The sequence below is a fragment of the Streptomyces sp. CWNU-52B genome (assembly GCF_047444975.1).
Lineage (GTDB): Bacteria > Actinomycetota > Actinomycetes > Streptomycetales > Streptomycetaceae > Streptomyces.
In genome coordinates, this window is record NZ_JBLFJV010000028.1 from 123,320 (window position 1) to 148,835 (window position 25,516).

21 protein-coding genes, 1 tRNA gene, 1 pseudogene and 2 riboswitches are annotated in these 25,516 nt (G+C 72.2%); of the genes and pseudogenes, 10 read left to right on the top strand and 13 right to left on the bottom strand.

The genetic code is table 11. From position 1 onward, the window contains the following. Position 1 precedes the first annotated feature (1 nt). The gene (locus ACLVWQ_RS26495; protein WP_414111682.1) at positions 2-1,342 is read right to left on the bottom strand and encodes an ABC transporter substrate-binding protein; all 1,341 of its coding nucleotides are present in this window, start codon (positions 1,340-1,342) and stop codon (positions 2-4) included. A gap of 716 nt (positions 1,343-2,058) precedes the next feature. Between ACLVWQ_RS26495 and ACLVWQ_RS26500 the strand changes: the two genes are divergently transcribed. Both ACLVWQ_RS26500 and ACLVWQ_RS26505 read left to right on the top strand, forming a co-directional pair. Further along, a complete protein-coding gene (locus ACLVWQ_RS26500; RefSeq protein ID WP_414111683.1) occupies positions 2,059-3,957 on the top strand; it encodes a LamG-like jellyroll fold domain-containing protein in 1,899 nt (632 codons plus the stop codon). Positions 3,958-4,179: 222 nt separating this feature from the next. Next, positions 4,180-4,352: riboswitch (cyclic di-AMP (ydaO/yuaA leader) on the top strand. A gap of 55 nt (positions 4,353-4,407) precedes the next feature. Beyond that, positions 4,408-6,054, top strand: coding sequence for a C40 family peptidase (locus ACLVWQ_RS26505; RefSeq protein WP_414111684.1), 1,647 nt, complete (start codon positions 4,408-4,410; stop codon positions 6,052-6,054). A gap of 31 nt (positions 6,055-6,085) precedes the next feature. Here the strand turns inward: ACLVWQ_RS26505 and ACLVWQ_RS26510 are convergent, their stop codons facing one another. Together ACLVWQ_RS26510 and ACLVWQ_RS26515 are read right to left on the bottom strand one after the other, a co-directional pair. Further along, complete coding sequence (locus ACLVWQ_RS26510; RefSeq protein ID WP_414111685.1) at positions 6,086-6,874, bottom strand: glutathione S-transferase family protein; 789 nt, start codon at positions 6,872-6,874, stop codon at positions 6,086-6,088. A gap of 117 nt (positions 6,875-6,991) precedes the next feature. Beyond that, positions 6,992-7,087 carry a putative leader peptide gene (locus ACLVWQ_RS26515; protein ID WP_414111686.1) on the bottom strand — a complete coding sequence of 32 codons (96 nt, stop codon included), beginning with the start codon at positions 7,085-7,087 and terminating at the stop codon, positions 6,992-6,994. A gap of 6 nt (positions 7,088-7,093) precedes the next feature. Next, a riboswitch (SAM riboswitch) is annotated at positions 7,094-7,242 on the bottom strand. A 298-nt stretch (positions 7,243-7,540) separates the two neighbouring features. On the opposite strand from ACLVWQ_RS26515, the gene ACLVWQ_RS26520 reads away from it, so the two are divergent. The 5 genes from ACLVWQ_RS26520 to ACLVWQ_RS26540 all read left to right on the top strand — a co-directional run bounded on the left by ACLVWQ_RS26520 (position 7,541) and on the right by ACLVWQ_RS26540 (position 12,687). Continuing rightward, positions 7,541-7,606, top strand: coding sequence for a putative leader peptide (locus tag ACLVWQ_RS26520; RefSeq protein WP_414111730.1), 66 nt, complete (start codon positions 7,541-7,543; stop codon positions 7,604-7,606). A 78-nt stretch (positions 7,607-7,684) separates the two neighbouring features. Continuing rightward, the gene (locus tag ACLVWQ_RS26525) at positions 7,685-8,986 is read left to right on the top strand and encodes an LLM class flavin-dependent oxidoreductase (protein ID WP_414111687.1); all 1,302 of its coding nucleotides are present in this window, start codon (positions 7,685-7,687) and stop codon (positions 8,984-8,986) included. Between the two features lie 18 nt (positions 8,987-9,004). After that, complete coding sequence (locus ACLVWQ_RS26530) at positions 9,005-10,417, top strand: NtaA/DmoA family FMN-dependent monooxygenase (protein ID WP_414111688.1); 1,413 nt, start codon at positions 9,005-9,007, stop codon at positions 10,415-10,417. After that, complete coding sequence (locus ACLVWQ_RS26535; protein ID WP_414111689.1) at positions 10,414-11,544, top strand: LLM class flavin-dependent oxidoreductase; 1,131 nt, start codon at positions 10,414-10,416, stop codon at positions 11,542-11,544. The genes ACLVWQ_RS26530 and ACLVWQ_RS26535 overlap by 4 nt, the downstream gene beginning before the upstream one ends. Before the next feature lie 15 nt (positions 11,545-11,559). Continuing rightward, on the top strand, positions 11,560-12,687 hold the full coding sequence (locus ACLVWQ_RS26540) for an LLM class flavin-dependent oxidoreductase (protein ID WP_414111690.1): 1,128 nt from the start codon (positions 11,560-11,562) through the stop codon (positions 12,685-12,687). Positions 12,688-12,754: 67 nt separating this feature from the next. Here the strand turns inward: ACLVWQ_RS26540 and ACLVWQ_RS26545 are convergent. The 4 genes and pseudogenes from ACLVWQ_RS26545 to ACLVWQ_RS26560 form a co-directional block, all read right to left on the bottom strand. Beyond that, positions 12,755-13,792: pseudogene (locus ACLVWQ_RS26545) on the bottom strand (RNA polymerase sigma factor); the annotation flags it as partial. A gap of 326 nt (positions 13,793-14,118) precedes the next feature. Next, on the bottom strand, positions 14,119-15,075 hold the full coding sequence (locus ACLVWQ_RS26550; protein ID WP_414111691.1) for a diacylglycerol/lipid kinase family protein: 957 nt from the start codon (positions 15,073-15,075) through the stop codon (positions 14,119-14,121). A gap of 35 nt (positions 15,076-15,110) precedes the next feature. Next, positions 15,111-15,197 (bottom strand) — tRNA-OTHER (locus ACLVWQ_RS26555). Positions 15,198-15,375: 178 nt separating this feature from the next. Then, on the bottom strand, positions 15,376-16,017 hold the full coding sequence (locus ACLVWQ_RS26560) for a TetR/AcrR family transcriptional regulator (protein ID WP_414111692.1): 642 nt from the start codon (positions 16,015-16,017) through the stop codon (positions 15,376-15,378). A 186-nt stretch (positions 16,018-16,203) separates the two neighbouring features. Between ACLVWQ_RS26560 and ACLVWQ_RS26565 the strand changes: the two genes are divergently transcribed. Genes ACLVWQ_RS26565 through ACLVWQ_RS26575 form a run of 3 tightly spaced genes read left to right on the top strand, consistent with a single transcriptional unit; the run spans position 16,204 to position 20,470 of the window. Further along, positions 16,204-17,820 carry an MFS transporter gene (locus tag ACLVWQ_RS26565; RefSeq protein ID WP_414111693.1) on the top strand — a complete coding sequence of 539 codons (1,617 nt, stop codon included), beginning with the start codon at positions 16,204-16,206 and terminating at the stop codon, positions 17,818-17,820. Continuing rightward, entirely contained in the window at positions 17,817-19,745 is a 1,929-nt protein-coding gene (locus ACLVWQ_RS26570; RefSeq protein ID WP_414111694.1) for an MmgE/PrpD family protein, read from the top strand. Before ACLVWQ_RS26565 ends, ACLVWQ_RS26570 begins: the two co-directional genes overlap by 4 nt. Continuing rightward, the gene (locus ACLVWQ_RS26575; protein ID WP_414111695.1) at positions 19,742-20,470 is read left to right on the top strand and encodes a hypothetical protein; all 729 of its coding nucleotides are present in this window, start codon (positions 19,742-19,744) and stop codon (positions 20,468-20,470) included. Before ACLVWQ_RS26570 ends, ACLVWQ_RS26575 begins: the two co-directional genes overlap by 4 nt. 4 nt (positions 20,471-20,474) lie before the next feature. Here the strand turns inward: ACLVWQ_RS26575 and ACLVWQ_RS26580 are convergent, their stop codons facing one another. The 6 genes from ACLVWQ_RS26580 to ACLVWQ_RS26605 all read right to left on the bottom strand — a co-directional run bounded on the left by ACLVWQ_RS26580 (position 20,475) and on the right by ACLVWQ_RS26605 (position 25,449). Then, complete coding sequence (locus ACLVWQ_RS26580; RefSeq protein WP_414111696.1) at positions 20,475-21,422, bottom strand: VlmB-like protein; 948 nt, start codon at positions 21,420-21,422, stop codon at positions 20,475-20,477. A 67-nt stretch (positions 21,423-21,489) separates the two neighbouring features. Beyond that, positions 21,490-21,987: a flavin reductase family protein gene (locus ACLVWQ_RS26585; RefSeq protein WP_414111697.1), complete on the bottom strand. Its 498-nt coding sequence runs from the start codon at positions 21,985-21,987 to the stop codon at positions 21,490-21,492. A gap of 35 nt (positions 21,988-22,022) precedes the next feature. Next, complete coding sequence (locus ACLVWQ_RS26590; RefSeq protein ID WP_414111698.1) at positions 22,023-22,535, bottom strand: hypothetical protein; 513 nt, start codon at positions 22,533-22,535, stop codon at positions 22,023-22,025. Beyond that, positions 22,535-23,023 (bottom strand): type II toxin-antitoxin system RatA family toxin, encoded by a 489-nt coding sequence (locus ACLVWQ_RS26595; protein ID WP_414111699.1) that lies wholly within the window; start codon positions 23,021-23,023, stop codon positions 22,535-22,537. Before ACLVWQ_RS26595 ends, ACLVWQ_RS26590 begins: the two co-directional genes overlap by 1 nt. Positions 23,024-23,032: 9 nt before the next feature. After that, positions 23,033-24,292 (bottom strand): aspartate aminotransferase family protein, encoded by a 1,260-nt coding sequence (locus tag ACLVWQ_RS26600; RefSeq protein WP_414111700.1) that lies wholly within the window; start codon positions 24,290-24,292, stop codon positions 23,033-23,035. A 14-nt stretch (positions 24,293-24,306) separates the two neighbouring features. Continuing rightward, a complete protein-coding gene (locus ACLVWQ_RS26605) occupies positions 24,307-25,449 on the bottom strand; it encodes an acyl-CoA dehydrogenase family protein (protein WP_414111701.1) in 1,143 nt (380 codons plus the stop codon). Positions 25,450-25,516: the final 67 nt, after the last annotated feature.

The following is a 25,516-nucleotide window of genomic DNA, read 5'->3' on the forward strand; positions in this document are numbered from 1 at the left end:
CTCAACGCGGAATGAGCAGGGCGGCGTTGGCCTCTTCCGCGCAGTCGCGCAGGGCCTCGGCAGGGGAACTGCGGCCGAGGAGCACGGCGGTGATCGCCTGGCCGAGTGCTTGCGAGATCTGCGGGTACGCCGGATGCACCGGGCGCACCCGGGCCGATTCCAGCGTCTTGGTGAACACCTGCAGTCCCGGGGTGCTGTCCTCCTGCTTCTGCCACCGCGGCAGCGCCTGGGTGCCCCGGCTCATCGGCAGGCTGCCGGCCTCGATGCCCCAGCGCACGTCCTGGGCGGGCTCCGACAGCCAGGTCACGTAGGTGCGGGCCGCCTCGACGCGGGCGGCGCCGTTGTCGAACACCGTCCAGGTGTCGGGCCCGGAGATGGTGATGGGCCGGCCGCTGTAGCTGGGCAGCGGCACGACGTGGTAGTCGACCTTCGCCTGGCGGATGTCGGGGAGTTGCCATGGGCCGGTGACCGCCATGCCCATGCGGCCGGAGAGAAAGACCCGGTACATCTGTTCGCTGCCGGTCTTGGGGTCGATGTACACGCTCTTCGCCTTCGCGAGCGCTTCCACCGTCTGGAGGGCCTTGAGGCCGGTGTCCTCGAAACCGATCCGCCGGCCGTCCTCGGAGACGACCTCACCTCCGAGGTCCCACACCATCGGCCACAGCCGCCACACCGTGTCCTCGTCGCCCACTCCGGGCCAGCCGGTGCCGAAGACGCCCCGGCCCCGATCGGTGAGCTTGGACGCCGTCTCCACGAAGTCGTCCCAGCTCCAGCCGGGGCGCGGCAGCGGCAGACCGGCGTCGCGGAAGAGCTTCTTGTTGCACACGACCGCCAGTGAGTCGATGAGCGCGGGGGCGGCCCTGACCCGGCCGTTGAGGGTGACCGCCTCGCGGGCCGGTGCCCAGAAGTCCTCCCAGGGGACGGGGCCGGACTTGAACGTGTGGGTCAGGTCCACCACGGAGGGACTGCGCGCGACGCTGGCCAGGTCGGAACCGAAGACGTACGCGATGTCGGGGAACGAACCGGAGGCGAGGGCGGCGGTGATCTTCTGGAGCATGGCGTCCGAGAGGACTCCGCCGCCGAGGTCGACCCTGATGTCCGGGTGCGTCCGGTGGAACCGCGCTGTCAGGTCCTCGATCGCGGCGCGTCCGGTGTCGGTCTGTCCGTGCCACACCTCGATGTGGACACGCCCGTCGGCGTCCACCCCGCTGCCCGCTCCGGCACCGCATGCCGACAGGGCGGCCGCGGCGGCGGAGGCTCCGGCCGCCGCCGCGCCCTGTCGCAGCACGGTGCGGCGGGTCGGTCCGGTGGGAGTGCCGCTCGGACGGATTGCTGCGGCCATGTGAGCCCCCGAGGAGTGTGTGCGTAGGACGGTGCGGGATGTCGACGAGTCGATGAGGGGTGGCACGGCACGGCCGACGGTGTGATGTGCGACGGCGCGAGCACCGGAGCACCCGGCGTGGTGGTGCGTACGGTGCGGCCGGTGTGTGCCGTGGGTTCTGCGCGTACCGCGGAGTCGTCGGCTGCTATCGGCAGCCGGGAACACCCGTGTCGCCCGGGAACGCCGAGTGTCCGTACTGCGGTCCTGCTGCGCGAGGGGGGAGGAACATGACGAGCTCCAGGGACCCGGGGGGTACGTCCCCGCCTCGGAATCCGCCGCTGTGCGGCCGTCCTGGCGACTGTGTCCGGGCTCACGATGCGTGACCGTCTACCGGCTGGGCGTCCCTCTCACGCCAGGTGCTCAGATGCTGGCGTTGGATGGAGTAAAGCGAGCAGGTCCACACGTGTCAAGAGGTGATCCCCGGGGGCGTCGCCGTCCTGATTCCGCAGCGGCGTCGCGCGGAATCCGACGGGACCGGGCCCGGCCCGCGCCGCCAGACGTCCGGACGGACGGCAGCGGGCGTTCAACTCCCCGCCATCACCCGGCCGTGGCGGGTGAGGAGCGTACGGGCTGCCAAGGGGTCTCGTCCCACGAGGTCCTGTCCTATCCGGTCCCGTCCTGTCCGGTTCAGTCCTGTCCGGTTCGGCCCTGACCGGTCTCGTCCTACGGAGTGGTCCATGACTGCGGCAGAACAACAGAATCCCCTGCACAGACGCTCGCTGCTGCGAGCCGCGGCCGCCCTGCCGGTGGCCGGCGCGGCGGTGGCCGCCTTCGAGACGCCGGCGCGGGCCGCCTCCGCGTCCGCCGGGTCCGCGTCCTCCGCCGCCGCGGCGCGGGCCGGCCGGTTCGACCCGCACAGCCCGCGTTTCGTCCTGGCCGTCCTCCCCGACACCCAGTACCTCTTCGACGCCGACAGCTCCGACCCCGCCCCGCTGCGCGAGGCCTTCCGCCATCTGGTCGCCGAACGCGGCGAGGCGAACGTCGCCTTCATGACGCACCTCGGAGACGTCACCGAACACGGCACCGAGGACGAGATCGAGCGCGCCGCCGACACCTTCCGGACCATCCACGGGAAGGTGCCCTACAGCGTCCTGGCGGGCAACCACGACATCGCCTCGGGGGACGACCAGCGCGGCGACTCCGCGTACCTCGCGGCCTTCGGGCCCGCCCGCTACGCGTCCATGCCGACCTACCGCGGCGCCTCGCCCGACGGCTACAACACCTACCACGTGCTGACGGCCGCTGACCGGTCATGGCTGGTCCTCGCCCTGGACTGGCGTATCTCGGACAAGGGGCTGCGGTGGGCGCAGGGCGTCCTCGACGCGCACCCCACGCTGCCCGCCGTGCTCACCACCCATGACATCGCCTGGTCGGACGACGACGGCAAGGCGCAGCTGTCGGACAACGGCACCCGCCTGTGGGACGGGCTCGTCCGCGGCAACGACCAGATCTTCCTCGCGCTGGGCGGGCACTACTGGCCGCCGGGACGCACGGTCCTGCGCAACGACGCCGACAACGATGTCCACGTCCACATCACCAACTACCAGGACCGCTACTACGGTGGCGCCGGGATGATCCGCACGTACGGGTTCGACCTGGTCCGCGGTGTCGTCGACGTCGAGACCTTCTCGCCGTGGCTCCTCGCCCGTGACGCCGACGAGCGGTCGCCGCTGGAGGCCGAGACCATCGAACTGACCGGGCCCACCGACCGGTTCAGCCTGGACATCGACTTCGACGAGCGGTTCGCCGGCTTCGCCCCCGTGGCGGTGCCGAAGCCGCGCCCCGCCTCCGCGGTGATGCCGCGCGGCACGGTCGCGTACTGGCGCTTCGACGCGTCCGGGACGGCCGCGGGCGGAACGGCCGGCGAGCCGGTCGGGAACGGCGCCGTCGTCCGCGACCTGACCGGCAACGGGAACGACCTGACGGTGAGCCGGCTGGCCTCCAGCGGGTCCGAGGCCCTCACCTGGTCGCCCGACCACCACCCCGGTCAGCCGGCGCACGCCAGCCTCCGCTTCGACGGCGGCAAGAGCCCGGACCGCGGCGCGATCCTGACGACGGCCGGCCGAGCGGCCCTGAACAGTGAGAAGTTCACCCGCGGCTACACCATCGAGACCTTCGTCAGGCTGCCCGAACCCTTCGAGGGCGACCACGCCTGGATGGGCATCCTCAGCTGGGAGGGGCGCAACGGGGACGCGGGCAAGACGACGGGCTGGTCCCCGCTGGAACCCACCTGCAGCCTCAACCTGTCGCCCGAGCGGTTCCTCCAGTTCGTGGTCTATCCGGAGCGGCAGGACGCCGACCCCACGTCGTGGAGCCACGCGGTGCCCGTGGGCCGCTGGATGCACATCGCGCTCGTCAACGACGGGCGCCGCACGGTGATGTACGTGGACGGGTCGAAGATCGCCCGCAATCCCACGCAGCCGTCCACCGGCATCGCCACCCTCGGCAAGCCGTTCGTCCTCGGTGCCACGCAGTTCGACGAGAGCTTCGGGCAGGGCTTCTACGGCTGGATCGGCGACACCCGCATCGTGAACAGGGCGCTGCCGGTACGGGAGTTCCTCACGCCCTTCGACTGAGGCGCGGGAGCGGCCGCGGAGGTCCCGGAGGTCCGGGAGGGGCGCCGCAGGGGCGTCTCTCCCGTCGCCGTGGGGTGATCGACCACGGAATGTCTCCTTTGGGTACGACGAAGGTCACATTTACATATCGGACACTTCGCACTTCAATCTTCACGCGAGACACACATGTTGGCTAAGTTGGCGACAGGCCGTACGACTCCCTCCGGTGAACCTCGCCGGGTCGGGCGGCCTCCGCCGAATCCGGCAGGCCCGTACGGCAGCCGGAGCCGGAGGTCCCGTCGATCTTCAGGGTGAATCGGCCCGACTGCCCAGCGGGCAGCGGCCGTAGGGCATACCTTCCGGAACCGTCCGCCCGGACCCGACAGTCGACCCGGCAGGCGGAGCACGGAAGGAGTCGTCTCCATCGCGCCGGAACGAACGCCGCGCCCCGGAGGCACCAGCCTCCCGGGCATGTCCCGGTCCGCCCTCGTGAAGGCGGCCCCCGCTTCCGTGGACCCGTTCTCCTCCGCCGGCACCCCCGCACAGGGGGGCGACGAGCCGAGCCGCGAGGAGGTCCAGCAGCGGATCACCAACCTCTACGACCGGGTCGAGAACGCCACCGGGAACTTCAACGCGACCCGGGCGATGACGGCGGCGACCCGCACGGCCAAGCCGGCCTCCAGGGACGCGAACGGGGGCGGCGGCGGGGGAGGCCGCGGTGGCGGCGCAGCCGATGCGGCGGCCCCGCTCCCGGACGTCGCGAAGCAGTGGTTCGACGTGGGGCGAGCGCAGTTGGGCCCCGTCTTCCCGGCGGTCCTGCCGCCCGACCGGATGCCGGACCGCGGCTCGGCCGGGTCCCGGCCCGCCGACGCGGGCGGCCGGCCGAGCGGCCGCGACCGGGAGAGGCCGGCCGACAAGCCCGTACTGGAACTGACGGCGGGACCGTCCGCGGGAGGCGGCGCGGGACCTGCGGCGGAGTTGACCGCGCGGCCCGTGGCCGAGTTGACCGCGGGGCCCGCCACCGCGCTGCCGGCCGTGCCGGCGCAGCGCCGGGCGGCCGACCTGGCGGCCCTGCCGGGACCGGCCGCCGGACCGTCGCAGGCGACGCTGAGGACCTCCAAGCAGCGCAACCAGCGCAAGCTCGGACAGGCCCGTGAGCTGCTGGCCGGCCACCTCGCCAGGCGGAACGCACCGCCCGTCGCGGCGATCGAGGCCCGGCCGACGGAGACCCCGCAGACCCGGCCCACGGAGGCCGGGCCGATCGAGTCCCGGCCGGTCGAGAACGCCTGGCGCCCCGCCCCGGAGCAGGCCTACGCGCGGACCGTGACGGACTCCTGGCAGCAGCCGGTCATCGGCTACGGCACCCCGCTGTACACCGGCGGCACGCCGTACGCGGGTACGGACACGGGCGCGCTCACGGACCCGAGCGCGGGTATGCGCCCGGGTGTGGACATGTACCCCGGCACGCCCATGTATCCCGGCGCGGCCACGAGTGCCGCCGCCGACCAGAGCCTCGGCGGCGGCATGTACCTCGGCACGGACCAGTACGCGGGTACGGGCCAGTACGCCGGCACCACGGGCCGGTACGTCGACGTGAGCACCCCCATCGCCACCGGTGTCGCCCTCGACATGCAGGGCATGTCCGCCCCCAGGTACGCCGTGCCCGATCCCAGGTACGCGGTTCCCGGCCCCGGCCACACCGTGCCGGCCCCCGCTCCGGCGCCCGCGCCCGCGGTGGCCGTACCCGACCCCGGCTACGGCGGGCAGGGCGCCAGGGCCGCCGACTTCGCGCGCGCCCAGATCGGCAAGCCGTGCGTCTGGGGCGCCATGGGACCGGGCTCGTACGACTGCTCCAGCCTCACCCAGGCCGCGTGGAAGGCCGCGGGAGTCGCCCTCCCGCGTGCCGTCCACGAGCAGGCGACCGCCGGCGCGCTGGTCTCCGGCGCCGAGATCCGGCTCGGTGACCTGATCCTCTACAGCGGCCCCGTCGGGCACGTGGGCATCTACACGGGCAACGGCATGATGGTCCACGCGCCGAGCCCGGGGGCCGCCATCCGCGAGGAGTCGATCTACTGGGCGGGCGAGTCCGCGATCCACAGCGTGATACGCCCCGCCTGAGCCGTCCGCACGGCGGGCGGGGAGCTTGGGCCTAACTTCCCGCCCGTACCCGGCCGAGGAAGGCCGGGTGCCGGCCGAGACGGCGGACGTACCGCTCCAGGTTGAGGTACGGGGCCAGGGCGTCGGCCGTGCCGAGGTGGGTGAGCGCCACCCAGAGGTCCACGTCCGCGGCGCTGATCTCGGCGCCCAGCACATGAGGGTGCGCGGCCAGCTGATGGTCGAGCAGGGTCAGCGTCGCCGCCCGCGCGGGAGGCTGGGCGGCCGGTGTGACGTCCCGGGTGAGGAGTTCACGCAGGGCGTCGATCTCCGCGGCGAGGGCCGGCGGCCGCAGCACGGGCAGGCCGGCCGCCTCCGCCTCCCGGAGCCCGGAGAGGTCGGCCAGGTCGCGCAGGATGTCGGGCGTGTGGTTGCTGACGACGCGTCCGCTCCACCGGTCGCACAGCGCGGGCGCGGTGAGCGGCCCGTCGTAGTGGTGCCAGGTCGCCTCGTAGGCCCGGCGCAGCGCGGCGAAGGCGTCGGGTGTCTCGGCGGGGTGGGTCAGGACCGTCGTGGCGGTCGAGTGCTGAAGGCCCAGCAGGGCCAGGGTGATCGCGACCCGCTCCGAACGCTGACAGCCTTCGGACAGATACAGCTGATAGCGGTGCGGTGCCGGGTAGAAGCCGCCGGCGAGGCCGACGCCGATGCGACCGCGGAAGCGGTGCGGACGTACGGCGGGGCCGGGCACGGCCGCACCGCAGCCGGCCGCGGGGGTGACCGCCGTCCGTGCGGCGGCCGTCGCGAAGGTACCTGTGCTCGAACCGCGGGAAACTGTCTCGGGCATGGCTCTCCTGAGGGAATCGCGGAAGCCCTGGCAGCCTTGTGGGCACCAGTGGCGAAACGGGGTGACTGCGCTGTCGCTGTCGGCGTGCAGGTCCGGATCAGGCGGACATGCGGCGGACTAGTACGCGCTGGAGACGCGGAGCAGGTCGATGTGCAGTCGCCTCGTCAAGCCGTTCCTGGGCAATTCCCACCCGTCCACGGTCGGGGCTCGCACGAGGCGAGACCACGCTTGTCCCGCCGCTCCGGCGGAACCCGGTCGTCACCCGGGGCACCCCGTCGCGGTGGAAGGGTTGCCTGCCAGCGGGCCGGGGCCGATGAACCGCACGGACGGGGGAGGACCCCGCCCGACGGGCGCTGACAATCGTGACCGTCCCCGCAAGTGTCGGTGCGCTGAGTGAGGTCGTCAAGAAGCCCATACGACACGTCTCAACACGTGGGCAGACGAACAAGAACGGACGAACCGCCGGCCGGTGTGCGCCCGACCGTACCGGCCCTCGGACTCCTGTGAGAATTTTCCGACTGCCGGAAGAAACGGCACACCCGTACTGTTGTGTGCGTCGACGAGCAGACGCTGCCCGGCAACGGGACCGCACGGACGGAGGTGACGCACGTGGGACCACGCCCCGTGCCCTGCCTCCGCGTCCCGAAGCTCACACCGCGCCGCCGGGTGCGGCTGTACTCGCGGCCGCACATCGACCTGCTCCGCTTCGCCGGCGCGCTCTGTCGTCCCTGACCCGTACTCCACGCGGCTCCGCCCTCCTCCAGCGAGGGCCGGCTTTCTCCTACGGTCGATCAGGAAGGCACACCTCTCGTGTCCTCAACACCTGCTGCCCCGCCCTCTCCCGAGCCCGCCCCCTCCGCCGCCTCTTCTTCCGCCTTCCTGCACCTCGCCGTGGCGCTCGACGGCGCAGGCTGGCATCCCGCCGCCTGGCGTGAACCGGTGGCCCGCCCCCGTGACCTGCTCACTGCCGGCTACTGGACGGACCTCGTCACCGAGGCCGAACGCGGACTGCTCGACTTCGTGACCATCGAGGACGCCCTCGGTCTCCAGTCCTCGCGGTTCACCGAACCCGACGGGCGGACCGACCAGGTCCGCGGCCGCCTCGACGCCGTCCTCATCGCCGCCCGCGTCGCACCGCTGACCCGTCACATAGGGCTGCTGCCGACCGTGGTGACCCCCCATACGGAGCCCTTCCACATATCGAAGGCCATCGCCACCCTCGACTACGTGAGCTCCGGGCGCGCGGGCGTCCGGGTCCAGGCGTCGGTCCGCCGGAACGACGCCGCCCACTTCGGCCGCCGTACGTTCCCCTCGTTCCGCATCGAGGACCTGGACAGCCCCGAGGTGCGGGAGCTGACGATCGACCTCTTCGACGAGGCGGCCGACTACGTCGAAGCGGTCCGACGGCTGTGGGACAGCTGGGAGGACGACGCGGAGATCCGGGACGTCGCCACCGGCCGCTTCGTCGACCGGGACAAGCTGCACTACATCGACTTCGAGGGCAGGCACTTCAGCGTCAAGGGGCCCTCGATCACCCCCAGGCCCCCGCAGGGCCAGCCGCTGGTCGGCGCGCTCGCCCACGACTCCGTGACCGGTGCCCCGTACCGCCTGCTGGGCCGCTCCGCCGACCTCGGATTCGTCACCCCGCACGACGCGGCACAGGCCGAGGCGATCGTCGCCTCGGTGCGCGCCGAACAGGACGCGGCCGGGCGGGCGGGGGAGCCCCTGCACCTCTTCGGCGACCTGGTCGTCCTCCTCGACGAAGATCCGGCCGAGGCCGTGGCCCGCAAGGAGCGGCTCGACGCTCTCGCGGGCTACCCGTACACCAGCGACGCCCGTGTCTTCACCGGCACGCCGGCCCAACTGGCCGATCTGCTCCAGGAGTTGAGCCAGGCCGGACTGACCGGCTTCAGGCTGCGGCCCGCCGTCGCCGGCCACGACCTCCCGGCGATCACCCGGGGGCTGGTCCCCGAACTCCAGCGCCGTGGCGTCTTCCGGCACGCGTACGAGGCCGACACCCTGCGCGGGCTCCTCGGGCTCGAACGCCCGGCCAACCGCTACGCCGCCGCCGGAGCCGGAGTCCCTTCCGCCGACGCCGTCACCACCGCCTGAGCCGGAAGGACCCCGACCATGAGCAAGCCCGTCAAGCAGATCCACCTTGCGGCCCACTTCCCCGGCGTCAACAACACCACCGTGTGGAGCGACCCCGCGGCCGGCAGCCACATCGAGTTCAGCTCCTTCGCGCACTTCGCGCGCACCGCCGAACGCGCCAAGTTCGACTTCCTGTTCCTCGCGGAGGGTCTGCGCCTGCGCGAACAGGGCGGCAAGATCTACGACTTGGACGTCGTCGGACGGCCCGACACCTTCACCGTCCTGTCCGCGCTCGCCGCCGTCACCGAACGCCTCGGGCTGACCGGCACCATCAACTCCACCTTCAACGAGCCCTACGAGGTGGCGCGCCAGTTCGCGAGCCTCGACCACCTCTCCGACGGCCGCGCCGCCTGGAACGTCGTCACCTCCTGGGACGCCTTCACCGGCGAGAACTTCCGCCGCGGCGGCTTCCTCCCGCAGGAGGAGCGCTACTCCCGGGCCAAGGAGTTCCTGGCCACCGCGAACGAACTCTTCGACTCCTGGCACGGGGACGAGATCGTCGCCGACCAGGAGACGGGTACGTTCCTGCGCGACGCGAAGGCCGGCGCCTTCGTCCACCAGGGCCTGCACTTCGACATCGAGGGGCAGTTCAACGTCCCGCGCTCCCCGCAGGGCCGCCCGGTGATCTTCCAGGCGGGCGACTCCGAGGAGGGCCGCGAGTTCGCCGCCGCGAGCGCCGACGCGATCTTCAGCCGGTACGCCACCCTCGACGAGGGCCAGGCGTTCTACACGGACGTCAAGGGCCGCCTGGCCCGCCACGGCCGCACCCCCGACGAGCTGCTGATCCTGCCCGCCGCGACCTTCGTCCTCGGCGACACGGACGCCGAGGCCGAGGAACTGGCCCGCGAGGTACGCCGTCAGCAGGTCAGCGGGGCCACCGCGCTCAAGCACCTGGAGTTCGTCTGGAACCGCGACCTGTCCGCGTACGACCCGGACGGCCCGCTGCCCGACATCGACCCCGACCTCGGCGAGCACACCCTCGCCCGCGGCCGGGCCCAGGTCAGGATGTACCGCGACCCGCTGGCCACCGCCCGCGAGTGGCGGGAGCGCGCCGCGGCCAACAAGTGGTCCATCCGCGACCTGGTCATCGAGACGAGCAACCGCCAGGCCTTCGTGGGCTCCCCGGCGACGGTCGCGAACACCATCGACGCGTTCGTGCAGGCCGACGCCAGCGACGGGTTCATCCTCGTCCCGCACATCACCCCCGGCGGCCTCGACGTCTTCGCCGACACGGTCGTCCCGCTGCTCCAGGAGCGCGGCGTCTTCCGCACGGAGTACGAGGGCACGACCTTGCGCGACCACCTGGGACTGGTCCAGCCCTCCTCCCGGACCCGCTCGGACGGGGAGAACTCCACCGACGCCGCGGCGCGGGGCGAACGGGCCGCGTCATGAGGTTCCTGGCCATCACCCTGATCGTGCACGCGCCGGACCCGGTGACCGGAGTCCTCAAACCGACCGGCGACCGCTTCCGCGAAGTCCTCGACAACGCCGTACTGGCCGAGGAGTTGGGCTTCGACGGCTTCGGAGTGGGGGAGCGGCACGAGCGCCCCTTCATCTCCTCCTCGCCCCCCGTCGTCCTCAGCCACATCGCCGCCCTCACCTCCCGCATCCGCCTGTTCACGGCGGTGACCACACTCAGCCTCCTCGACCCGGTGCGCGCGTACGAGGACTACGCGACCCTGGACCACCTGTCCGGCGGCCGCCTCGAACTGATCATCGGCAAGGGCAACGGCGCCGCCCAGCGCGACCTGTTCCACGTCACCCCCGAGGACCAGTGGGACCGCAACGCCGAGAGCTACGAGGTGTTCCGCAAGCTCTGGCGACAGGACAAGGTGACCGCCGACACCCGCTTCCGCCCTGGCCTCGTCGACGCGGAGGTATGGCCCCGACCGCTCCAGCAGCCCATCCGCGTCTGGCACGGCAGCGCCACCAGCAAGGAGTCCGTCGACCTCGCCGCCCGCTACGGTGACCCGCTCTTCTCGGCGAACGTCTCCAATCCGATCGACCCGTACGCCGAGCTGATCGGCCATTACCGCGAACGCTGGGAGCACCACGGCCACGACCCGGCCCGTATCGCGGTGGGCGCCGGGACCGCCGGCTACTACGGGGCCCGTACGTCGCAGGAGGCGGTCAGCGCGTACCGGCCCGTCTTCGAAGGGCAGTTGGCGTTCCAGCGGCGGCTCGGTCTCCAGCCGGTGTTCGCCACCCTGGAGGACTTCGTGGAGCGCAGTTCGGCACTGATCGGCAGCCCGCAGCAGATCATCGAGAAGGTGCACCGCTACCACGAGCGGTTCGGCCACACGGTGCTGCATCTGCACGCGGACGCCGGTGGACTGACGGACACCCGGCACCGCGACTCGCTCGCCCTCTTCCAGTCGGACATCGCCCCGGTGCTGCGCCGTGAGATCCCCGACCCGCCGTTCCCCTGGGGCCCGGTGGAGGCCGGCCCGGTGCCGGCCGGACCCACGCCGTCGGTACCCGCCCCTGCCGCCGCCAGCCCCGTCTCCGCCGACCGCTGAGGAGCACCCCCACCCATGTCAGACATCCCTCTCGGCGTACTCGACCTCGTCCCGGTGTCGTCCGGCTCCACCGCCGCCGACGCCCTGCGCAACTCCATCGACCTGGCCCAGCAGAGCGAACGGTTCGGGTACGCGCGCTACTGGTTCGCCGAGCATCACCTGAACCCCGGGGTGGCCGGCACCTCACCGGCGGTCGTGCTCGCGCTCACCGCGTCCGCGACCTCGACGATCCGGCTCGGCTCCGGAGCCGTACAACTGGGCCACCGCACCGCCCTGTCCACGGTGGAGGAGTTCGGGCTGATCGACGCGCTGCATCCCGGGCGCCTCGACCTGGGCCTTGGGCGTTCCGGCGGCCGTCCGCCCGGCGGGCCCGTGGCCCCGCTGCCGGACGCGACGCCGGTGGTGGACGGGCGTGCCCCCAGTGGTCTGCTCATCCCGCCGAAGTTCTCCTTCGCGCACCTGCTCGGCTCACCGCGGGTCGCGCTGCAACTGGAGCTGCTCAAGCAGCCGAAGGCCGAGTCGCAGGAGTACGGCGAGCAGATCGACGACATCCTCGCGCTGCTGGCCGGCACCTACCGGTCGGCGGACGGCATCGAGGCCCATGTGGTCCCGGGGGAGGGCGCCGACCTCCAGGTGTGGATCCTGGGCAGCAGCGGTGGCGAGAGCGCCGAGGTGGCGGGCCGGGGCGGCCTGCGGTTCGCGGCGAACTACCACGTCAGCCCGGGGACCGTGCTGGAGGCGGTCGACGCGTACCGGGCGGCGTTCCGGCCCTCCGACGTCCTCGACAAGCCGTATGTGAGCGTCTCGGCCGACGTGGTGGTCGCCGAGGACGACGAGAGCGCCCGTGAGCTGGCCGCGGGCTACGGCCCGTGGGTCCGCAGCATCCGCACGGCCGAGGGCGCGATCCAGTTCCCCACTCCCGAGGAGGCCCGCGCCCATGTCTGGACCGACGCGGACCGGGAGCTGGTCCAGGACCGTCTCGACACCCAGTTCGTCGGCTCCCCGAGCCGGGTCGCCGGTCAGCTGGAACAGCTCCAGGCGGCCACCGGGGCCGACGAACTGCTGATCACCACCATCACCCACGGCCACGCCGACCGGGTCCGTTCGTACGAGCTGCTGGCGCGGGAGTGGCGACGGCGGTGAACGGCGGGCTCGGGCTCGTCCGCGGTGGGGCTTCCCGCTCCCCGCGGGCGCTGCCCGTGGGCCGGGCTCAGCCGAGGCCCACGTAGTCCTGCAGCGCCTGTGAGCGGGAGGGGTGGCGCAGCTTCGACATCGTCTTGGACTCGATCTGGCGGATGCGCTCACGGGTGACCCCGTACACCTGGCCGATCTCCTCCAGGGTCTTGGCCTGGCCGTCCAGGAGCCCGTACCGCAGGGTGATGATGCCTGCCTCGCGCGGGGTCATGTGGGAGAGGACGGTCTGGATGGTGTCCCGCAGGAGCCGGAACGACACCGCGTCGAACGGCGAGACGCTTTCGCTGTCCTCGATCACGTCACCGAGTTCGGTGCCGCCGTCCTCACCCAGGGGCATATGCAGGGAGACCGGTTCTTTGATGTATCCGTCGAGTTCCACGATCTTCGAGACGGGGAGATCCAGTTTTTCCGCGATCAGCTCCACGCTGGGCTCGACGCCCAGTTCCTGAAGCAATTCCCGACGCAGTCTGGCCACTTTGTTGATCGCTTCCACGGCGTGGACCGGAATGCGGATGGTGCGGCTCTGATCGGCCAGGGCCCGTGAAATCGCCTGCCGGATCCACCAGGTCGCGTAGGTCGAGAACTTGAATCCCTTGACGTAGTCGAACTTCTCGACCGCCCGGATCAGGCCCGTGTTGCCCTCCTGGATCAGGTCCAGGAAGTTCAGCCCGCGCCGGGTGTAGCGCTTGGCTATGGAGACGACGAGGCGCAGGTTCGCCTCGGTGAGGTGGGACTTCGCCCGGAGGCCGTCCTGGGCGAGCAGCTCCAGCTCCTGCCGGAACACCGGGTCGAGACCGGGATCTTCTTCGAGCTTGCGCCGGGCGAACAGACCGGCCTCGATCCGCCGGGCGAGGTCGACCTCCTGCGCGGCGGTCAGCAGGCGGACCCGGCTGATCACCTTCAGGTAGTCCCGCACCTGGTCGACCGTGGCACCGTCGGAGGCGAGCTGGGGTTCAGGGCCGTCGGACTCGTCGTCCTCGGACAGCGGAAGGGCCTGCTGCTCCTTGGGGTCTGTCTCCATCGCGCTCAGCATCTCTTCCCGGGCCTCAGTCCCCGCGCACACTCAAGCAATGTCAACCAGGACCTCTGGGCCCTCGGAAATCCCGCATTCTCGTCATTCCTCTTTCCGCTCATAAAGGTACACCCGCCCGAGGCGTCGGTGAGGGCCCGGAAATATCGCAAAATTCTGGGTGAGATGCGTCACGTGTTACGCGTGGTTGATTTTCGACGCTTTCTGTGAACCCACGGCGACACCCTGAGCGGGCCCGCCGACAGGGGCGCGGGGAACTGCGCGCTCAGCCCAGGACGGCGGTCACCCGACACACGTCCTCGACCACCTCCACCCCCCCCACGGGCGCGGGGACCATCGGATCGGCCCGGTCAGGACAGGGGCGCGACGACCCGGAGGGCCCGGGGGACGACGTCCAGCGTGTACCGCGTGGCGTCGTCGCGAGGGGCGGCCGCCAGGTCACCGTCGTACTCGAAGAGCAGCGAGCGGCCGTCGGTGCGCTCCAGGACGACCCGGCGGCCCCGGGCGTAGACGACCCCCTCGCGCCCCACGTGCCGCCCGTCGCGGGCCAGTTCGAGCAGCTCGGAGGTGGGCAGCGCGGTGCCCGCCACGCAGACGTCGAGGAGGCCGTCGTCCAGGACCGAGCGGGGGCAGGCCAGGAAACGGCCGGCCCGATAGCGGCCGCCGCCCACGTTGGCGCAGACCGTGTCGCCGCGGTGGACCTCGACACCGTCCACGGTCACCCGGCCGGGATAGGGCGGGAAGCCACCGAGGAGGGCGTCGGCCAGGGCTTCCTCGTAGCGGTCGCGGCCCTGGGCCGTGGCGCCCTCGCCGGGCAGCAGGGTCCGGGCCGCGAGGCCGGTCGAGGCACCCAGCAGCGCGGTGCCACCGGTCTCCGCCACCCGGATCAGGTCCACGTGGCGTACGCGGGCGGTGGTGAGGGCGGCTTCCAGGGCCGACTGCCAAGGCCGGTCCGACCAGAGATCCCGGTAGAGGGAGTTGCCGCTGCCGCCCGGCAGGACCAGCAGAGCCGGGTGCTCCGGGGCGCCCGCCAGGCCCGTCATCAGCTCGTGCGCGGTGCCGTCGCCGCCCAGCGACACCAGCACGTCGGGGCCACCGGCTCCGGCGGCCGTCCGGGCCAGCTCACGGGCGTGATCCGGGTGCCGCGTCAGGACCAGGTCGACGGCGGGACCGGCCGCCCGGACCAGCCGCAGGGCCGCCGCGGCCATCTCGGCGGAGTACGACCCGGCTGCCGGATTGGCCACCAGCAGCACGGACTTGGGGGTGAACCCCGACGACGGGCCGGTGTACGACGGTTCAGGGCTCATCGGCGGACTCCTCCGCGATCGACGGCGATGCTGTGCGGAGAGGGCAGGATTCGAACCTGCGCGGGCTTGCACCCGAACCGGCTGACGCCGGAACCCCGTTGGGCCGCTACGGGCACCTCTCCCGGTGGGACGAAGAAGACGACTCCGATACTGCCGCGGTCCGCTGAGACGCGGCGGAGACGTCGCTTAGATGTCGCTCAGATGCCGCTGAGACGAGGGCGAACCAGTGCCTGAACCGGTGGTTGAGCTGTTGGTTGAGCCGTTGGTGAACTGGATCTGAGATCCGTGACCCGCCCGCGGTCAGGGGGCGGCGGCGGGCGGCGCGTCCGCGGTGGTGGGCGGGCCGCCCAGACCCCGGTGGGTCAGCTCCCGTACCGCCGTCACGATCGCCTCCGGGTCGATGTCCTCGCCGCGGCTGATCATGTCGTCCAGCAGACCGTCCGCCGCGTAGAACAGCATCCTGCACACCAGCCGCGGATCGCAGGCATGGAACGCCCCGGCCCGCGCGCCTCGTTCGACGAAGTCACCGACCAGGTCCACCACCTTCCGGTTCGAACTCCGGCACAGTTCTAGGGCCTTGGCGTTCGCCGACCCGTAGACGATCCGGTGCAGCGCCGCGTTCTCCACGGCGTGCTCCACGAGCGCCCGGCCCAGCCGGTCCAGGGTCGGCCACCAGTCCTCGCTCTCCTCCAGACGCGCCCGGGTGGCCTGCAGGAACCCGTCGACGTACTCCTCCCACATCGCGCCCAGCAGATGGTCCTTGGAGTCGAAGTACAGATAGAAGGTGCCCTTGGCGACCTCACCGGCCTCCGCCAGTTCGGCGATCGTCGCCGCGGCGAAGCCCTTCTCGCGGAAGACCTCGGCCGCGCCGCGCACGAGAGCGGCCCTGCGGTCCTCGGGGCTCCTGGTGACCCGTTTGCGTCGGGTGGCTGCCGGTGCCATCGGTTCGCCCTCTCTGTGCGGGACCTCTGCGCGGGATCTCTACCCGGGACTTCTGTACGGGACCTCTGCCCGGGACTTCTGTACGGGAGCCGACTGACCGCCGGTCACTGCCCGTTGACTGACTGACCGTCGGTCATTACCTTCTCACGCAAGACCCGCTCCGGCCCCTCACGGTGAGGACCCGCAATGAGCGACGCGACCCGCGCGACCGGTGCGCGGACCACGGACCACTCGAAGGGCCTGCTCCTGTCCTTCGTCTGCTTCGGCGTGTTCATGGTCTACCTCGACGCCACCATCGTGAACGTGGCGCTGCCCGACATCCAGCGCGACCTCGACGCCGACCTGACCGGACTCCAGTGGGTGGTCGACGCGTACGCCCTCGCGTTCGCCTGTCTGCTGCTCACCTCGGGCACCGTCGGCGACATCCTCGGACGCAAGCGGCTGTTCCTCGGCGGCCTCGTCGGCTTCACCCTCAGCTCGGTGCTGTGCGCGCTGGCCGGCTCGACGGGGGTCCTGCTGGCCGGCCGGGCGCTGCAGGGTGTCTGCGGATCCGTCATGATCCCGGTCTCGCTCGCGCTGGTGTCGGCGACGTACACCGAGCCGGCCGCCCGCGCGAAGGCCATCGGCGTCTGGGCCGGAATCGGTGGACTCGCCCTGTCCGCGGGGCCGTTGGTCGGCGGGCTGCTCGTCGACGGCGTCGGCTGGCAGAGCATCTTCTGGGTCAACGTGCCCATCGGTGTGCTCGCCGCCGCCGTACTGGCCCGGCTGCTGACCGAGAACCGCGGACCGCGCGCCCGGCGTCTGGACATCGTGGGACAGCTGCTGTTCGTCGTCGCGATCGCCTCACTGGCGTACGCGCTCATCGAGGGCAACACCGAGGGCTGGGCCTCCGCGCTCATCGTCGGCGCGTTCGCCGCGTCCGGGGCGGCTCTCGTGGCGTTCGTGGTGTGGGAGCTGCGGCAGCCCGCGCCGATGCTGCCGCTGAAACTGTTCCGCGAACCCGTCGTCGCGGTCGCGGGAGCGGTCAACTTCCTCAGCCTCTTCGGCCTGTTCGCGGCGATCTTCCTGCTGACCCTCCAACTGCAGAGCGTGCAGGGGCTGAGCAGTGTCGAGACAGGCGTACGGTTCCTCGCGTTGACCGTGCCCATCATGGTCGCCTCGTTCGCGGCGAGCGTCGTCGCGGCCAGGACCGGGCCACGCGCGCCCATCGTGGCCGGTTCGCTCCTCTCGGCCGGCGGTCTGTACGGGCTCACGGCGCTCGACGCGGGCAGCGGCTTCGCCGGTTACTGGTGGGCCCTGACCCTGCTCGGCGCCGGAGTCTCCTTCGTCGGCGCGCCCGCGACCGTCGCCCTGCTCGGCGCCGTACCGCCCGAGCAGGCCGGCACGGCGTCCGGCATCTCCAACACGTTCCGGCAGGTCGGTGCCGTCTTCGGGGTGGCCCTCGCGGGGGCGCTGCTGCTGCGCCACCTGCGGGACGCGCTACCCGGAGCGCTGGCACGGGCGCCCCTGCCGCAGGACGCCCGCGACAGCGCGTACACCCTGCTCAGTGACGGTGACCTGTCGCGCATCGACAGCCTGCCGCCCGGACTGCGACGGCCGGTCCTGGACGCGGTGGGGCCCGTCTTCGTCGACGGCGTCCATCTGGTGATGCAGCTCGCGGCAGCCTGCACGCTCGTCGGCGGGCTCTGCGCCCTGGTGCTTCTCGGACGTGGCGCGGGACGGACCGCCGTCGGCGCCCCCGCCGCGTCCGAGTCCGACGAGTCCGACGAGTCCGCCGGGACGACGGCGGGCAGTACCCGGTGATCCGCCCGGCGAGTGAACTCCCCGGAGCCCGCACCCTGCTGGGCCGGCTCGCCGACTGGGCGAGCGACCTGGAACTCGACGATGCGCCCGACCGGGTCGTCGCCCACCTCAGGAGTCAGCTCCTCAGCCAACTGGCCGCCGCCCGCACCGGTTACGCGCACCCGCTCGGCAGGCGGATCGCCCGGGGGTACGGCGGTCCGCTCCAGCCCGACCCGGCGCGCGCGGCCGTCTCCCTGGCGATGGCCGCGATCTGCCTGGACCACGACGACACGGCGTACGCGGGACACCTCTCGCACTCCTGCGTCACCGTGCCCCTGGTGTACGCCCGGCAACTGCGGCTCGACGGACGGCGGTTGCTCACCGCGATCCTGGCCGCCGACGAGAGCGCGGCGCGGGTCACGGCCGCCGCGACGCTGGGTCCCTTCCGAGGGCAGGCCGCCGCGCACACCCACCTCGTCGGCTCGGTCGCGGGCCGGCTGCGGGCCGTCGACGCCACCGCCGGAACCTGGGTGAACGGGCTCGGCCTCGCCTTCTCCGTACCGCCGTGGACCCTCACGCCCGGCTTCCTGGCCACCGACGCCAAGGGGTTCGCCGGGGCGGCGCCGATCCAGACCGGCCTCGCCGCCTGCGACGGGGCCCTGGCCGGACTGCGCGGACCCGCGGACGTACTGGAACACCCGGACGGCTTCCTGCGGCGGTACGCGGACGTGCCGCTGCCCGAGGAAGCGGTGGCCGGACTCGGCACGCTGTGGCACACGGAGACGCTCTCGTACAAGGTGCACCCGGGCAGCGCCTACCTCGGTGCCGCCGTCGACTGCGCGGTGGAACTGCACACGGCCGGCGCCGCCCCCGAGGACATCGCGGAGGTCGTCGTCGAAGGGTCCCTCCTCACCGGCGGACTCGACAGGGCCCTGTCTGCCCGGCGCATCGGCCCGGACTCCAGCGTCGCAGCGCTGAACTTCTCGCTGCCGTACAACGTGGCCACCGCCCTGCTCACCGGCGCCCTCGAACCCGCCGACCTGATGCCGCCCGCGGTCGAACGCCGCGAACGCTGGGACCTCGCGGCGAAGGTACGCACCGTCCACGACCCGGAGTTCAGCCGTGCCGCGCTCCTGGCGACCGCGCCCCTGGGGCAGGCCCTGCGGCGGGCGGGTGAACGCGCCGAGGCCTGGGTGCGCGCGGCCGACGGGCGGGCCGCCGACACGCTGCCCCCGTCCTGGCTGGCCCCCGAGACGGACTTCCGCTTCGCGACCAAGCGGCTGGGCGCGCGCGTGACGGTACGGCTGCACGACGGACGCGAGCTGTCCGTCGCCCGCGCGCAGGCCGTCGGAGCCGTCGGGTCCGTCGGCAGCGGGGACCACGCGGCACTGGCCCGCGAGAAGTTCCTGCGAAGCGGCGGAGATCCCGAAGTCCCGGACCTGGTCGCCGAGTTGGCCGACCTCGACGCGGACGGGGTCGAAAGGCTGATCTCCCTTGCGCTGTCCGGAGCGGCGGACGAGTCGCAGGAGGAGATCCGGGGCGAGCGACGGCGCCCCCGACGGAGTCGGCGGACCGCCCCGGTGGACACCCGTGCGTTGGAGGGGGCGTACGGGCGTCTGCTGACGGCCGCCGACTCCGTCCCTGATCGACAGCTCGCCGAACTGGCGCTGAAGAGTGATCTGTTGGCGAGAATCGGGGCCGGTGCCTCTGTAGGGGTGGGCTCGGGTGAGCCACCGGAGGTGGACGGGGCGGCGGTCGACGCGCTCCTCGCCTCGGTGCGGCGCGACGTGCTCGTCGACCTGGTCCGCCGGAACGCCGCCCATCTGCTCGGTGTGCTGGACAGGCTGCCCGCCGGCGACGAAGGCGCCTGGTCGCGGCTGGTCGAGGAACTCCGCGGCGATGTCGGGCGGGCGGAGAAGACCCGTGCGGACGGCGACGATCCATGACGGACCACACCGACACCGACACTCCGCCCCGGACTCCCTCGACGGAGGACGACGACCCGCACTGCCTACGCCCCGGCGAGGCCGCCGCCGTCCTCGCGGACGCGCCCTGGCGCCGGGTCGTGATCCTGGGGGAGCACGAGTCGCGTCTCGCGCGGTCGGCCGTCGTGCCCGGCTACCGTCCGGTGAGCTGGAGCGACCGGGTGGCCGCCGCGCTCCGGGCGGCACATCCCGGCCTGGCCTGCCGCACCGCGCGCGGCCGCAGGGATCTGTCGCTGTTCGAGGTGCGCTCGCGTCAGGTGCTGGACGCCCTCGTCTTCGGTGGCGACCTCGCGCTGATCCCGGGCGGCGGCCGCGAGTTGCTGGATCCGACGCTCGACCCCGACTCCGTGGAGGTCGAACTCACCCGGATCCTGGACTCCTTGAGGAGCGCCACCTACCGCGACGCCCTGGTGGTCAGCCCTTTCGACCTGTCGTGGTCGCGCGGAGTGCAGGCCGAGCGGCGAGCGGCTCTGCGCGACCGTCAACTCCGGCTGGTCCGCCGGGTGATGCTGGTGACGCTCCATCATGGAGCAATGCACGTCGACCTGATGCGGCACCAGCAAGGGCTCGAACCGCGGTCCCTGTGGGTGCCGGGGGCGGGCGGGCTCAGCAGCAAGGGGCACGCGGTGGCCGCCGCCGCCGTGGTACGTGCCCTCGCGCGAGGTGTGTCCCAGACGGCGCCGTAGCAGGTCAGGCCGCCTCCGGCAGGCCCATGTACGCGAGCCGCCGGTTCTGCATGTCCTCGGACCACCGCGACGCCGTGCCCACCCGCTCCTCGACGGACGTGTCCACCAGCCGTCGTCCGGGCCAGATCTCGTAGTCGCCGACCAGCCCGGCGTGCTTGTCGAGCCCCTCCTGGAACAGGGCCTCACGGCGCAGCACCATGTCGGTGACGGGCAGGTCGCGCCACAACGTCCGTCCCCGCACGATGAGATCGAGGATCCTGGGCCGGTCCTCGGGATGGGCGAGGAGGTGCTCGCGGGCGACCGAGCTGCCGACGGTGAGATGCCGTATCTCGTCGATGCCCGCGCCCCGCTCGATGTCCGCGGCCGCCGGGTCGAAGATCCGCCACTTGCGTTCGCTCAGTTCGGCGGACGGGGCCAGCACGCCCTCGACGAGGATCGTCAGTACGACCACCCCGCCGATGAAGTCGCCCTCGTCGCGCAGGACCCGCAGACCCAGTTCCTCCAGCGGGTCGAGGACCGCGGCCCCCTCGGCCCCGGCGAGCCGCTCGACGCCGGCCGCGAGGTCGTCGACCCCCAGCGCGGTGAGATGGCGCCGGAACACCATGGAGTGCCGTGCCTCGTCGAGCAGTTGGGTGGCGTAGAACTCCATCGTCTCCAGGGAGGGCGCCAGCGCGACCAGATACGAGATGGCCCGGGTGGCCTTCTCCTCGGCGACGGAGCGGAAGGCCAGCTCCTGGGTGAGCGCGTCGTTCAGCGGCCCCGGCTCACGGGTGACGTCGAGGGGACGTACGTCCGGCGCGTGGCCCAGCACCTGGCCGCGCAGGGTGCCCTGGGGGACCGAGCGCAGCCAGTACCTCAGATCACAGGCGGCGGCGGTCAGCTCCAGGTTCGTCGCGCCCTCGACGAGCGAGGGGGCGTTCTCCCAGTCGGCCTCGGCCGGAATGTCGGTCATGCTCTGCTCCTGTCGGCAGGATGTTCTGGGCGTTCTGGATGTTCTGGACGTTCAGGTCAGGCGGACGTCAGGTCGGAAGGGTGCTCAGCAGGGGTGATCCGGTGCCGGCCCGTGAGGTCAGGACTCGCGCCAGCACCAGTTCGTGGTCGCCGACCGGGACGCTCCGCTCGTCCCGGCACTCCAGCCAGCCCACCGCGTCGCACAGCAGCGGGGCACCGCAGGCGGAACGGCCGTCCCACAGACCGGTGCCACCCGGCAGGTCCCAGCCGTCGGCCCGGTCGGAGCGGGCGAACCGCCGTGCCAGTGGGGCCTGTCGGTCGGACAGCGCGTTGGCCGCGAAGTGGCCCGAGCCGAGCAGTGCCGCCAGCCCTCTGCTGCCCCGGCGCAGCGCGACGGAGACCATGGGCGGGCGCAGTGCGGCGAGGCACAGGGTGCTGACCGTGACCCCGTGGGCGCGCCGGGCCGGGCCGCACGTCAGCACGGCCACCCCGGACACGGACCGCCACACCGCCGTGTGCTCGCCCAGGAGTCCTGTACCGGTGCCCATGCCCATGCCCATGCCCATGCCAGTGCCAGTGCCAGTGCCAGTACCCGTGCTCGTCATGTCGTCCTCGCGTCGACCCGGTCGACGGACCGACGCGCGCGGCCGGCCGCGTCCGCCGCTACCACCGGCCGCGCGGTGAACTCGGCCCGGAACCGCTCGTACGCCGGATGTGTCGCCGGTTCGAAGCGCAGGCCGAACGGCTTCAGGAAGTTCCCGAACAGCGCCCGGTCGCCGAAGAGATGGATCGGCAGCGCCAGCAGCGCCCACTCCGCGCCGAACAGCCAGATCCAGGCCAGCGCCACAAGGCCCTGGGTGACGAGGCTGTGCATCACGTTGTAGAGGACGTAGTAGGTACGCGGGATCCGCCCGCCCCCGGCCCGCCGGTGGGCGATCGCGCCCGGCAGATAGCCGATCAGGTCGATGTATCCGAAGAGCGCGAGCGCCGGCAGCCAGCGGACCTCGTCCAGGTGGGTGAGGAACAGGACGGTGGCCACGACGAGACCGAGCGCGTACTCCAGGCGGATCAGCCGGTAGGTGACGGGTGTCTCGAAGAGGTTGTGCGCGTCCATCAGGCGGCCACCGCCCTGTCGTGTCCGCTCGTCCCGTCGGGATCGACCACCGTCGCGTCCGCGAAGAGGCCCGTCAGGACGGCCGCAATGGTCTCCTTGAGCACCCGCTCGGCCACCGGGTCGAGAATCCCCGCCAGGCTGGGGATCCCGAAGTCGAACTCGGCGGCGAACTCGATCAGGCACCCGGCGCCCACCCGCACCCGCCAGGTTCCGGTGAACTCCTCGAAGTCGCCGTGCAGTTGGCGGAAGGCGATGGTCAGCCGCTCCTCGTCGAACCGGTCGGCCTCGGTCCAGCGCAGGATGCCGTTGCGGAAGTACACCTCCCAGTCGCTGTGCTCCTCGCCGTCCTCGCCGTCCGTGCCCGCCCGGACCGTCACCGCCCGTACGACGGGCGTCAGTTCGGGATAGCGGGCGAAGTCCCGGATGCGGCGGTACGCCTCGTCGGGGCCGACGCCCCCGGTCCGTACCGTCAGTTGTGCGCTTCGCATGTCGTCGTGTCACCTTCCGTAGCGGGCCGACTGCGCGCGGCAGGCCCGGTCGAGCGCCTCGTAAAGGAAGTCCAGGTCGCCCCGGGTCAGCACCGCGGGCGGCGTCAGCCGCAGCACCAGATGCGAGTTGAGCGAGTGGTTCGCGACGACCCCGTGCTGGATCAGCTCGATGAGCAGATCGCCGGCGGGACCCGGCTCGGCGAACTCGATGCCCAGCAGCAGGCCCCGCCCGCGCACCTCGCGCACGGCGCTCCCGTAGTGGGTCCGGACGATGCGCCTCAGGACGCTCAGGATCTCGTCGCCCAACACCCGGGCGCGGTCGACGAGATCCTCCTCCTGGATCGCCGCGAGGGCGCCACGCGCGGCCGCCATCGCCAGCGGCGCGCCGGAGAACGTCGAGGTGTGCAGATACGGGTCACGGTCGAGCACCGAGAACGCCTCGGGTGTCGACAGCACGGCCGACACGGGGACGACCCCGCCGCTGAGCCCCTTGCCGACGAGCAGCAGATCGGGGCGGACGTCCTCGGCGTCGGCTCCCCACCAGCTGCCCAGCCGGCCCATCCCGGTCTGGATCTCGTCGAGCACGAGCAGCGCCCCGTGCTCCCGGCACAGCCGCCGCACCTCCCGCAGATAGCCGGGCGGCGGGATGACCACCCCGGCCTCGCCCTGCACCGGCTCGACGAACACGCACGCCTCGCCGGGCGCCGCCGCCAGCGTCCGGGCGAGGGAGGCGGTGTCCCCGTACGGCACATGGGTGGTGTCGGGGAGCAGCGGCCGGAACGGGTTCTGGAAGACGTCCTTGCCGGTGAGGCTCAGCGCTCCCATGGTCTTGCCGTGGTAGCAGGACTCCATCGCGATCAGCCGGGTCCTGCCCTGGGTACGGGCCACCTTGATCGCGGTCTCCACGGCCTCCGCTCCGGAGCCCGCGAAGTGCACACGCTCCAGGCCCGGCGGCGCCACGGAGACGAGCGCGTCCGCGGCGAGGGCGGCCTGCGGCTCCAGGAAGAGCCGGGTCGCCACCGGGTGGGAGTGGAGCTGCTCGGTCACGTACCGCAGGACGGTGGGATGCCGGGCACCGGTCAGGAAGACGCCGTAGCCACCGCAGTTGAGGAACCGGCCGCCGTCGTCCGTGGTGACCCAGGCCCCCTCCGAGGCGACCTCGATGTGGCCGCCGAACATCTCGCCGAGGGTGGCCCGGCCCTTGCTCAGCCGGGAGCGGTACAGCCGGCCGAGGTCCTCCCGTGCGGTCGTCGCGGGTGTGACCGTCATGACGGCCTCCCTCCTCACGCGAGCCGTAGCGGACTGCCCGCCACGTGCTCCAGATAGGGGGCGGCGAAGCTCGCCCGGGACGGCGGATGAAAGGCCAGACCGTGCGAGACCGCGGCGAGGTACGCGACCTCGGACGAGGCGATGAAGGCCGTCCCGCCGAGCAGCTCCGTCGCACGCCGCACCGCCTCGCCCAGCGCGTCCTGCGTCGCGTACCGCGCCACGAGCGCCTTGGCCAGGGCCTCGTCGTCGTTCTCGCCGTCGCGCAGCATCCGGGCGACGCCCTCCAGGAGCAGGTTCGCCGTCTCCAGCCGGGTCACGAGGTCGGCGCGGTCCGACGTGCCGCCCCGCTCCCGTACGAGTGCGCGCTCGACCAGCGCGGAGGCGGCGCCCACGTAGGCGGCGGAGATGAGCAGTTCGAACCAGAGGAAGCCGACCGTCTGCAGTTCGTCGAGCCGGCCGGGCTCGGCGGCGCCGGTCCGCATGAGCAGCTGCTCGTCCACGAAGACGTCGGTCAGCCGTACCTCGTCGCTCTCCGCCCCGGCCAGCGCCCAGCTCCGCCAGAAGGGGTGCACGGTGACACCCTCGGTGTGCCGGGGCAGGAGCAGCACGGCGAGCTCGGTGCCGTCGGGACCGTCCTCGGTGGGCAGGGCCACGCTCGCGGTCAGCAGGTCCATCGACGCGGACAGGCTGCACGGCTTCTTGCTGCCGTCGACGCGATAGCCGCCGTCGACCGGCCGCGCCCGGACCGTCGGGGCGAGGATGCCCTGGCCCGGCCGTCCCTCGGCGAATCCGGAGGCCACCAACAGGCCCTGTTCCGCGATGCCTTCGAGCAGCGCCCACTCCATGCCGGAGCGTCGCACGCTGTCGGCGAGGGTGAAGAGGGTGGCCACCGAGAAGTGGTGCATGGTGGTGGCGACCGCCAGGGACGGCGAGTGGGCCCCGACCGCGCGGACGACCGCGAGGGCCTGGAGGGGGTCGGCCCCGCCGCCGTGGTAGTTCCTGGGTATCACCAGCCCGGGGCCCCCGCAGGCCCGGAAGTGGTCGAGCGCGGGACTGCCCGGAGCCTCCAGCTCGGCCAGGGGAATGTCGTCGAGCTTGTCGAGCAGGCCGGGGAGAAATGCCTCGCAGGTCTCCCGGGCATGGTCCATCGAACGCATGGGTTCCTCGAACTCCTGGATGTCTGACAACTGGCTTACGGCGGCGCTACGTTGATCTCGGGCGTCA

Coding starts and splice junctions, on each gene's coding strand:
- ACLVWQ_RS26605 (WP_414111701.1), bottom strand. CDS start 25,449: ATGCGTTCGATGGACCATGCCCGGGAGACCTGCGAGGCATTTCTCCCC.
- ACLVWQ_RS26550 (WP_414111691.1), bottom strand. CDS start 15,075: ATGAGCCCTGAACCGTCGTACACCGGCCCGTCGTCGGGGTTCACCCCC.
- ACLVWQ_RS26575 (WP_414111695.1), top strand. CDS start 19,742: ATGACGGACCACACCGACACCGACACTCCGCCCCGGACTCCCTCGACG.
- ACLVWQ_RS26590 (WP_414111698.1), bottom strand. CDS start 22,535: ATGGACGCGCACAACCTCTTCGAGACACCCGTCACCTACCGGCTGATC.
- ACLVWQ_RS26580 (WP_414111696.1), bottom strand. CDS start 21,422: ATGACCGACATTCCGGCCGAGGCCGACTGGGAGAACGCCCCCTCGCTC.
- ACLVWQ_RS26585 (WP_414111697.1), bottom strand. CDS start 21,987: ATGGGCATGGGCATGGGCATGGGCACCGGTACAGGACTCCTGGGCGAG.
- ACLVWQ_RS26500 (WP_414111683.1), top strand. CDS start 2,059: ATGACTGCGGCAGAACAACAGAATCCCCTGCACAGACGCTCGCTGCTG.
- ACLVWQ_RS26560 (WP_414111692.1), bottom strand. CDS start 16,017: ATGGCACCGGCAGCCACCCGACGCAAACGGGTCACCAGGAGCCCCGAG.
- ACLVWQ_RS26505 (WP_414111684.1), top strand. CDS start 4,408: ATGTCCCGGTCCGCCCTCGTGAAGGCGGCCCCCGCTTCCGTGGACCCG.
- ACLVWQ_RS26600 (WP_414111700.1), bottom strand. CDS start 24,292: ATGACGGTCACACCCGCGACGACCGCACGGGAGGACCTCGGCCGGCTG.
- ACLVWQ_RS26530 (WP_414111688.1), top strand. CDS start 9,005: ATGAGCAAGCCCGTCAAGCAGATCCACCTTGCGGCCCACTTCCCCGGC.
- ACLVWQ_RS26495 (WP_414111682.1), bottom strand. CDS start 1,342: ATGGCCGCAGCAATCCGTCCGAGCGGCACTCCCACCGGACCGACCCGC.
- ACLVWQ_RS26510 (WP_414111685.1), bottom strand. CDS start 6,874: ATGCCCGAGACAGTTTCCCGCGGTTCGAGCACAGGTACCTTCGCGACG.
- ACLVWQ_RS26565 (WP_414111693.1), top strand. CDS start 16,204: ATGAGCGACGCGACCCGCGCGACCGGTGCGCGGACCACGGACCACTCG.
- ACLVWQ_RS26540 (WP_414111690.1), top strand. CDS start 11,560: ATGTCAGACATCCCTCTCGGCGTACTCGACCTCGTCCCGGTGTCGTCC.
- ACLVWQ_RS26595 (WP_414111699.1), bottom strand. CDS start 23,023: ATGCGAAGCGCACAACTGACGGTACGGACCGGGGGCGTCGGCCCCGAC.
- ACLVWQ_RS26535 (WP_414111689.1), top strand. CDS start 10,414: ATGAGGTTCCTGGCCATCACCCTGATCGTGCACGCGCCGGACCCGGTG.